Origin of the sequence: Alkalicoccus luteus (assembly GCF_012034335.1) — a bacterium.
Taxonomy (GTDB): domain Bacteria; phylum Bacillota; class Bacilli; order Bacillales; family Salisediminibacteriaceae; genus Alkalicoccus; species Alkalicoccus luteus_A.
Genome location: NZ_JAATHJ010000040.1, coordinates 22265 through 31076, shown reverse-complemented (window position 1 = coordinate 31076; position 8812 = coordinate 22265). Strand labels below are relative to the sequence as shown.

General features: G+C 47.3%; 9 protein-coding genes. 1 reads left to right on the top strand and 8 read right to left on the bottom strand.

Translation table 11 applies throughout. The annotated features are described in order from the left end of the window. Window positions 1–140 precede the first annotated feature (140 nt). The 7 genes from HCN83_RS16625 to HCN83_RS16595 form a co-directional block, all read right to left on the bottom strand. Window positions 141–641: a GNAT family N-acetyltransferase gene (locus HCN83_RS16625; RefSeq protein ID WP_168009333.1), complete on the bottom strand. Its 501-nt coding sequence runs from the start codon at window positions 639–641 to the stop codon at window positions 141–143. Beyond that, entirely contained in the window at window positions 604–2877 is a 2274-nt protein-coding gene (locus tag HCN83_RS16620; RefSeq protein WP_168009331.1) for a putative bifunctional diguanylate cyclase/phosphodiesterase, read from the bottom strand. The genes HCN83_RS16625 and HCN83_RS16620 overlap by 38 nt, the downstream gene beginning before the upstream one ends. Window positions 2878–2939: 62 nt before the next feature. Next, the gene (locus tag HCN83_RS16615) at window positions 2940–4454 is read right to left on the bottom strand and encodes an HD-GYP domain-containing protein (protein ID WP_168009329.1); all 1515 of its coding nucleotides are present in this window, start codon (window positions 4452–4454) and stop codon (window positions 2940–2942) included. A 307-nt stretch (window positions 4455–4761) separates the two neighbouring features. Continuing rightward, the gene (phnC, locus tag HCN83_RS16610; protein ID WP_168009327.1) at window positions 4762–5496 is read right to left on the bottom strand and encodes a phosphonate ABC transporter ATP-binding protein; all 735 of its coding nucleotides are present in this window, start codon (window positions 5494–5496) and stop codon (window positions 4762–4764) included. 14 nt (window positions 5497–5510) lie between these two features. Then, entirely contained in the window at window positions 5511–6272 is a 762-nt protein-coding gene (gene phnE, locus HCN83_RS16605) for a phosphonate ABC transporter, permease protein PhnE (protein WP_168009325.1), read from the bottom strand. Window positions 6273–6285: 13 nt separating this feature from the next. After that, window positions 6286–7242 carry a phosphate/phosphite/phosphonate ABC transporter substrate-binding protein gene (gene phnD / locus HCN83_RS16600; RefSeq protein WP_168009323.1) on the bottom strand — a complete coding sequence of 319 codons (957 nt, stop codon included), beginning with the start codon at window positions 7240–7242 and terminating at the stop codon, window positions 6286–6288. Window positions 7243–7244: 2 nt separating this feature from the next. Further along, window positions 7245–7547, bottom strand: a complete 303-nt coding sequence (locus HCN83_RS16595) for a hypothetical protein (RefSeq protein ID WP_168009321.1) — start codon at window positions 7545–7547, stop codon at window positions 7245–7247. A gap of 205 nt (window positions 7548–7752) precedes the next feature. On the opposite strand from HCN83_RS16595, the gene HCN83_RS18670 reads away from it, so the two are divergent. Beyond that, window positions 7753–7878, top strand: coding sequence for a hypothetical protein (locus HCN83_RS18670; RefSeq protein WP_281351773.1), 126 nt, complete (start codon window positions 7753–7755; stop codon window positions 7876–7878). Window positions 7879–8185: 307 nt separating this feature from the next. On the opposite strand, the gene HCN83_RS16590 is transcribed toward HCN83_RS18670, so the two are convergent. Continuing rightward, window positions 8186–8737 carry an NADPH-dependent FMN reductase gene (locus HCN83_RS16590; RefSeq protein ID WP_168009319.1) on the bottom strand — a complete coding sequence of 184 codons (552 nt, stop codon included), beginning with the start codon at window positions 8735–8737 and terminating at the stop codon, window positions 8186–8188. Window positions 8738–8812 lie beyond the last annotated feature (75 nt).

Genomic DNA, 8812 nt, shown 5'->3' with positions numbered 1-8812 from the left:
GGCCGGGAGCCGCTCGGCTTTCTGCTGTTTTTTTTATCATTTTCTCATTTCATTCCAAAAAAAGCGGAACCGGACACATCCGGCACCGCTTTTTTTGTTTCATAAAGGGCTTTTGAGACAGCCCCTTGTTTGTATATGCTTTATATCGCCTGATCGCAGGCTTCTGCAGCCGTCAGCCTAAGTCGTTTCGTTCTCATCGTGTGCCCTTCAAATACTTCATCAAATTCCTGCATCACAGTAAAGCCCAGCATCGCATAAAAGTTTTCGGCTTTCTCGTTCCCGGCCTCAACGTCTACATACAACTCCTCCACATTTTGCATATGTGCCCATATGTGCTTCATGAGAGAAGATCCGACTCCCTCCCGCTGAGCTCCAGGAAGGACATAGATCGCCGATACTTCCGCTGAGGTGTCGGACTCATGAAAAAAAGATGTGAACCCGATAACATGTCCGCTTTTTTCACATACGAATACATTGTTTTTCTCCAGTCGTTCCTCCATTCGCTCGTAAGAATATGCCTTATTTAAAAAAGCATCCTGAATCTCTCTTGGAATCAGACCTTCATATGTGTCATGCCAGGATTGAACGGCGATATCCTGAATATCATTGATGTCCTCTTTCACTGCTCTTCTGCAAAACATCAGCTGCACTCCTTTCTAATTTTACCCATGCTTTGAATGACTCTGGATCAAGCGGCTCTGAAAAACAATAGCCTTGCAAAAAATCACAGCCGCGGCTTTTCAGATCCTCCGCCTGTGCTTTCGTTTCGACTCCTTCAGCTACTACATAAAGCCGCAGTGCATGCGCCATGGCAATAACGGCATCTGTAACATGTTTTCCGACCCGGTCGGTGCTTTCTTCTTTTAAAAATGATTTATCCAGCTTCAATGTATCAATTGGAAGCTCACGGAGATAACTGAGTGAACTGTATCCGGTTCCAAAATCGTCCAGAGCTGTGCGGATTCTCGCTTCACGCAGAAGCTCCAGAGTTTGAATCGTTTTTCTGGAGGTATCCATCATGGTCCCTTCGGTGATTTCAAGCTCGAGCTGCTCAGGTGCCAGACATGACCTGCCAAGTATACTGCGAACCGACTCCACAAATCCGGGCTTTTTCATCTGAACAGGCGATACGTTAACGGATACTACCGGGCGCCAGTTATCAGTGGTGCATGCTTCTGCGAAAAAGCAGGCCTGCTCAAGCACCCACTCCCCGAACTCCGTAATCAGCCCGTTTGATTCCAGAATTGGAATGAATTCCTGAGGACCGGTACTTGGAAATGATTGGTTCTCCCAGCGAAGCAGCGCCTCCATACCTCGGATATTCCCGGTTGCGGCATGGATGACCGGCTGATAGTGAAGCTTCAACTCATCTCGCTGAAGTGCCTGGCGGAGCTCATGCTCGCGTTTCACCTGCAGCATGGTCTCTTCTCTCATCGAATCATCGTACACGCTCACTTTTGCGCCTCCAGCTGCTTTTGAGCGGTACATTGCTTCATCCGCTTTCTGGAGAAGCTGTTCCAATGCAGTGCCATGATCCGGCGAACAGACGAGTCCGATGCTGGCACCGGTGTAAAATGAAATATCGTTGAGAGTCACCGGTTCCAGCAAAATGCTTCTTATTTTCTCTGCTTCCATCTGCCCATCGCCTTCGATGATCACCGCAAACTCGTCGCCACCAACCCTTGCAGCGTGCGCTCCCTCTTGTAAGATAGAGCGAACCCTGGTGGCAATCTGCTTAAGCAGCTCATCACCTGCAGTATGGCCCAGCGTATCATTTACTCGTTTAAATCGGTCAAGGTCAAAATACAGCAGGGCAAAATTCTCCCCCCGCTTCAGTCTGCGCTCCACTTCCTGCTCCATTGTTGTTCGATTGCCCAGCCCTGTTAATGGATCAGAATACGCGAGCCGTTTTATTTCCCGCTCTTTCTCCAACAGCTGTGTAACATCATTTGCCCGGCCCGTCACCATACTGACAGTTCCATCTGCGTCTTTAACCGGTGTAAGCGTCACGTGCCTGGCTCCTGCCTGTTCGGTGATCACCACATAAGCCGCTGAAGGCTTGCCAAGCCGGATGTCAGCCAGCGCATGCTCCAGTTTTAAAGAATGTTCCTCATTTGGCAAATAATGAAACATCGACGTTCCGGCAACCTTTGTCTCATCCAGATTCATAGCTTTCTCCATCGCCGGATTAATGGAAATAATCCTTCCATCGAGCGTCAGTCCATAAATGAAGTCGTCCGTATGATCAATCAATACTCTGTATTGATGTTCACTGATCTCAAGCTTTTTTCTGGCAGATTCAGTTTCACGGTACTGGTCGTTCAGCTTCCGATGCGTCTGACTTACTTCATTCAATGTCCCCATAAGGTAATCGACAATCTGATGCTGGTTTATGAAAAGAAGGCCTGCAAAAAAGGCGAGCATCATGATTCGTGAAATAAACGTTTCAACTGAAGACGCATATTCGGTCACATCGAATCCGAACGTGAGCAGCCCTGTCGTCCATAAATAATAATATCCAGCAGCCGTGATCAGATTTAAACTGATCAGCAGGTAGGCCGGACGTCTCGTGAGAAGAATGGTCGCCATAAAGCCTGAGGCGAGAAAAAACATCATTCCCGGCCCGATCATCCCGTAAAAATGAGCGCTTAAAATCCCGGTTATATAAACTGCTCCGATATTGATATAGCTGTGAATATTGCTGTTAATCCGCTTCTTCAGCAACAGAGCTGCGAGAACGGCTCCATATACAGGCAGCACGAGCAGCGTGACAGTGATATTGCCAAGTGACTGCTCATTTAAAAAGTTCGCTCCGAGAAACAATATGCCGAGCCCGGCTATTGTTAAGGAGGTGATGGTCAATACGCGCTGCTTCATGGAAGACAGCGAATGGTGGATTTCTTCTGAATACCGCAGACGAATCCCCTCCCTTTTCTGTTTTATTCGACAGCTTCGAGCTTGATTCCTTTATCTTTCGTACTTGTTTTCATTACATACAAAAATGCGTCTGCAAAACGCGGATCAAACTGCCGACCTTTTCCTTCTTCAATTGCACGGAGTGCCTGACGTGCCGAAATTCCCTTTACATAAGGACGATCTGATGTCATCGCATCATAAGAATCCGCTACAGCGAGCAGCCTGCCGAGCACCGGTATATTCTGCCCTGTCAGACCGTCCGGATAACCGGTTCCATCCATGCGCTCGTGATGGTGTCTAACACCTGGCAGCACCCCGATCCACTCTCCCGGCAGATTAGCTTCAATCAGCATTTGTTCTCCTATTTCAGGATGCTTCTTCATTGCTGCGTATTCAGTTTCCGTCAGCTTTCCTGTCTTAAGTAATATCGAATCCGGTACTCCGATTTTACCAACGTCGTGAAGCAGCCCTGCTTTATATACTAAATCCTGTTCACTTTCAGAAAAGCCAGCTTCTTTAGCGATCGAGACGGCGTAAGAAGCTACTCGTCTGGAGTGACCGGCTGTGTACTCGTCTCTCGCATCCAGTGCCGCTGCAAAAAAAGAAAACACATTCTGAAGCAGCTCGCGGTTTCGTCTCTCCCGGCGCTCGATGCCGCTTATCATCGCATTAAATCCGTTGGAAAGCTCATCGAATTCATCGCCAAAGACAGACTGGACCGGCCTCCACTCTCCCGATGCTGCCATCCGAAATCCCTCCTGCAGTTTGGAAAGAGGGATCAGCAGATGACGATAAAGCAGCCAGGCACCAGCCCATGCAGTAACTGCCGTAATCAGCACAAGTAAGGAAGCCCATGTCCAAAATTCTGCCATTGGTTCAGCAGTCCCTGACATTCTTCTCACCTGAAAGGAAAGCAGAAGCAGCAATACCGGAAAGGAGGAAGTAAATACAAGGCTGATTATCAGCTTCTGCCGAAAGGAGGTGACAAACAGAGACCGCTCACGAAGACCAATCAGATTCTCAGGTGCTTCTTCATTTAAAACAGCAGCCATATTGATACTCGGCCTGTAAATTAAATAAAACTCAATCATTGCATGCAGCCCAGTAACTAATAATCCTGCAGCTGTCGCAAACAGGATGTAAACGGGTGAAAAGGAAAGCAGGTCGATCATGATTGCCATCAGCGTTAGCGCTGAAGCAGGAAGACTTATGCCGATGAAATGCGGACCCATTACCCGCTTTACAGATGAAACAGGATACTGCATCGTTTCCCTGACAGCAGCCTGCCATTCTGCGGATGGAGAAGCAGGCACTAATTTCCTTAGGGATTTTGTGTGACGTTTAAACGAAAGGTATTCTGCACTAAGCATGATGGGAAGTGAAACCGAAAGAATGAGGAAAAGAACTAAGAGTTCACTTCCTGCCAACCCGGATGTATGGAAGATGATCAGGCTTACTGCACAAAAAAGCGCTGCAGATGAACCAATTAAATAGCTTTTTGTTGCCTGCTTCAAAAAAAGCCTTCTCATTTCTTCCATCCATTCACCCCCATCGCCAGATCTAATTATGCTACTATTCAGTATACGACAATTCAAATGGAAGCGGAACTACAAATATGACGCAGCGTTTGCCGAAATTTCTGCTGTTAAAGACTTTTTCAGCACAGTCTCCTGATCAGGCAGGTCGTGAACGATCACGCTTTTAACAACAAAAACGCCCTCTTTCCGGAAGAGGACGTTTAATGCATTTATAAAACTGAGTCGCATCATCGTCATGTTACTTTTTAAACGTGTGCATTTGCTTTCTATTCTGCATGAACAGGTGTATCACTGTTTCAACGTCCATCTATTCATAAATATCATCGAGATCGGCTTTAGACATATCATCCGGTGATCCGTCAAATACGAGCCGGCCCTGCTTCAAACCAATGATCCTTGATGCATATTTTTTCGCCAGCTCGACATCATGAACATTGATTACAGTCGTCAGTTCTCGTTCCTCGTGAAGCTGTCGGAGCAATTGGAAAATATGATCGGATGTCGTCGGGTCCAGACTGGCGACTGGTTCATCTCCTAATAGAATGGATGGTTCCTGAACCATGGCACGCGCAATGCCTACTCGTTGCTTCTGACCTCCGCTGAGCCTCTCTACACGGCGGTCAGCGTAAGGAAGCAGTCCAACTTCCTCCAGAAAATAGCTTGTGAGCTGCTTTTCTTCTTCTGTAAAAAGTCCAAGGTAGTTACGGTAGGAACTTCGTTTGCCGAACCTCCCCGTATACACATTCTGTCGGACGGTCATTCTTGGAATCAACGAGAAGTGTTGGAAAATCATGCCGATCTCAGACCGAAGCTGACGCAGCTTCTTTTGATCAAGGCCCCCAAGCTCATAGCCAAGTGCTGTAACTGAACCGCCCGTAAGCGGCTGAAGCCCGTTGATCGTGCGGATAAACGTTGACTTGCCTGCCCCGCTTCGGCCAAGCACGCAGACAAACTCACCTTTGGCAATTTGCATCGTCAGCCCGTCCACTGCGGGATCCTCTGCTTCATCATAGCGGACAGTAACGTTATTAAAATCCAGCATAGTTTTCCATCCCCTCAAATCACCCGCTTGCGAACAATACCGCCGCTGACGTCAACGATGATTACAAGCACCATAATAATGATAATGGCGGTTGCCATCGACGTGTAGGCGAGGCTGTTATAATAATTCATGAGACTCTGACCTAGTCCCCCGCCGCCGATCATTCCAAGAACGAGTGACGTACGGATCGCTACTTCAAACCGGTAAAAATAGTGGGACAGCACATTCGGCCATATTTGCGGAATGATCGAAAATAACTGTCCGGTTCTTCGCCCGGCTCCGACTGAACTCATTGCTTCCTGAGGTCCTTTGTCGGAAGACTCAACAAGTTCTGCGATCAGCTTGCCGAGCACCGAAACGTTGTGCAAAAAAATAGCCAGCAGAGCGGCAAAAGGACCAAGGCCCAAAGAGACAACAAATATCAGCCCAAAAACGATCTCCGGTACGGATCTGAACACGCTGAGCAAGGAGCGCACTAAATAAAATCCAGGTGCCGATCCTGACGTATTTTCTGCCGCCAGAAAGCTTAATGGGAGGGCAACCAGCAGCGCAGTCAGTGTTCCAAAAAACGCGATTGACATTGTGATTAAGGATTGCTGGAGTAAGTAGGGAACAAGATCCCAGCGCGGAGGAAAAAACCGATCCGTGAGCATTTCCCACGTGTTTCCAAGCTGAAAGAGGCCGGTTATGGAAAAATCCGAGCCTCTTCCGCTTAATATTAGCAGTACGAGGAGAATCCCCGCATATATGAGCATGCGTTTACGAAACCAAACCATCGGCTACCTTCCTTTATTCGTTTTCAGCCTCGTCAGCGCCGTTGTCATTCTCCTCATCTTCTTCCTCCGGCTCAAGCAGGTCAAATGCTCTTGCTGCTTCGAGTACTACTTCATATTCATCCGGTGAAGCTTCAACAAATGCGTCTGCACCGCCAAAAATTTGCAGAATCCGCTCATCATCAACAGCCATAAATGCTTCCTGAATATCGCTGATGCGTTCATCGCTCGTGCCGTCAGGAACTGCCCAAGGATACTGATAAAGCTGCTGGGATTCCCAAATGATCTTATAATCGTCTTCATCAATTAGTCCATCATTGATCAGAGCCTGAAAAATAGCACTGTCAATCGCCCCTGCATCAACGGAACCGTTAGCCACCGCATCAGCTGTTATATCGTGAGAACCAGTAAACTGTACGCTTTCGAACTCATATGTGCTTTCACTCTCATATACTCCCTGCTGCAGCAACTCATAGGCGGGAATGGCGAATCCGGAAGTAGAGGACTGGCTTCCAAACGCAAACTGAATATCGTCTACGTCGGCAAGCAGTTCATCCAGATCATCCCAAGGTGCGTCAGGCTGCGTAATGATATAAGAGTAATAATATGGATCCCCGTCAATCGTCTGTGTCAGAATGGCTTCAGCTCCGCTTTGTTCAAACGCAATTAAGTACGTTACCGGGCCAAAGTAAGCCAGATCGACGTGTCCGAAGTTAATCGCTTCTACCACCGCATTGTAGCTCGGATAGTGCGTCACTTCGATGTCTTCTTCCAACGTTTCTGCCAGATGCTCTTCCAGCAGGTTCAGTCCTTCTTCCATTTCGCCGATTGATTGTGAGGGAATGACGGCTACCTCAAAGACATCTTCGTCTCCGGCTTCGCTCCCGCCTGTTGCATTATTGTTGCTTTCATCGGCGCCGCACGCAGCGAGTACTGCTGCAGAGGCCGTGACTATTAAGAGTGATTTTTTCATGTTTACTTCGATCCTTTCTGATTATCATAATAAACTACCCGCTCTGCCAGAGCATCATTGTTATAAAGGCTTAATACGTTTAAAAGAGTGGAGGTAGAAATATCGCCGGCCTCTTCTTTTGAAACCGTCAGCTCGACAGCCTGGTTTAACACGCTGCTGTCAGCTGTGCCGTAAGCTTCTTTATATACCTGTACAGGATCGAGTCCATTATTCACGCACCACTGAGAAAAGACATGCGCCATCATCAGCTCATCCTGCTGAAATGATTCAATAATGTATTTTTCTTTATCTGAATAAGAGGACATCGTTCCACCTCCGTAATTTATATCCGGTCTCTATCTTAGCCGAAACCAGGTTGGAAAACAAAGGATAACTCCTTTTGAGGTGAAAGAAGCTTGCGTCGGCACACAGCAGGCCGGTAAACTGGTAACGGAAGCAAGTATAAAAAAAGCGCGTCTGCCGGCTGGCAGCGCGCTGCCATGCAAAAGACAGAAAGGCAGGTAACGTTCATTGCTGAATAAATTTGCGGAATTAACTACCAAACAGAAGACGATCGTCGTCGTCTTTGCCGGAATAACGATGTTTTTTGTTACATTTTTAATTGGGTTTTTAATCGGCACGTTCTATCTTAACTGAATAGCCCGACGGTTCTCATAGTTTTCAAGCAAACCCAGCATGTCATTCAGTATTTTCTCCATTTCTACGAGGTCCTCCCTCGTGACAACAGGATCTTCCTCGGACCAGCGAACCGTATAAATAAAATAATAGGCAGGGAAAGAGCGAAAAATGACAGTTGAATTCGAGAATTTGGAAAACACGGCCTTTATCTGATATCTGCGGCCATAGCTCCAATCAAGCACCTCCATGACTGATCAGCCACCTCTTTAACTTATTCTTTCCCTGAACAGCTTACATCACGAACGTCCGTTCTGCAACCCTCTTCTTATTTACTTAACGTTTCCATCCAAGTGTCGAAATCGTTCATTGCTTTTTCAAGGAACTCATTTGTTTTCTCATCCTCCACTTTACCGCCGCTCAGCTTATTTGGCACTCCGCCGATGTATAGCTGCGGCTGCTGCATCGGATAGGCATTACACGCTGCCAGCGTCTGCCGTAAATGAGCCTGTGCAAAAGCGGTGCCCTGCTGTGTCGGGGAAGCTCCGGCGATCAATACTGGCTTTTGATCCAGCGCATTTTCCACTGTCATGCTCCCGGCCCAGTCCAGCACATTTTTCAGAACACCAGGCATGCTGGCCGAATATTCCGGCGTTACGATCCAGATACCATCTGCTGCTTTCAGCTGATCCTTAAACGACTGCACAGGGGCAGGCACACCCTCTGCTTCAATATCCGCGTTGTAAAGCGGAATTTCCTCAATTGATAAAACCGAAACATCAAAGTTGTCGGGTGCAAGCTGCACCATCGTATCCAGTACTTGTTTATTGAATGATTCTTTACGCAGACTTCCACAAAATGCAGCAATTTTCTTAGTCATAATCGACACTCCCTCATTTGATTGATTGACAGGTTCTCACTTCAGACGTAAGATATGAACGTGATTGTTTTCAGA

Bases quoted from the DNA above. Each gene is read 5' to 3' on its own strand.
- HCN83_RS16595 (WP_168009321.1), bottom strand. From the start codon at position 7,547: ATGTCCTCTTATTCAGATAAAGAAAAATACATTATTGAATCATTTCAG.
- phnC (WP_168009327.1), bottom strand. From the start codon at position 5,496: ATGCTGGATTTTAATAACGTTACTGTCCGCTATGATGAAGCAGAGGAT.
- HCN83_RS16590 (WP_168009319.1), bottom strand. From the start codon at position 8,737: ATGACTAAGAAAATTGCTGCATTTTGTGGAAGTCTGCGTAAAGAATCA.
- HCN83_RS16620 (WP_168009331.1), bottom strand. From the start codon at position 2,877: ATGAAGCAGCGCGTATTGACCATCACCTCCTTAACAATAGCCGGGCTC.
- HCN83_RS16625 (WP_168009333.1), bottom strand. From the start codon at position 641: ATGTTTTGCAGAAGAGCAGTGAAAGAGGACATCAATGATATTCAGGAT.
- phnE (WP_168009325.1), bottom strand. From the start codon at position 6,272: ATGGTTTGGTTTCGTAAACGCATGCTCATATATGCGGGGATTCTCCTC.
- HCN83_RS16615 (WP_168009329.1), bottom strand. From the start codon at position 4,454: ATGGAAGAAATGAGAAGGCTTTTTTTGAAGCAGGCAACAAAAAGCTAT.
- phnD (WP_168009323.1), bottom strand. From the start codon at position 7,242: ATGAAAAAATCACTCTTAATAGTCACGGCCTCTGCAGCAGTACTCGCT.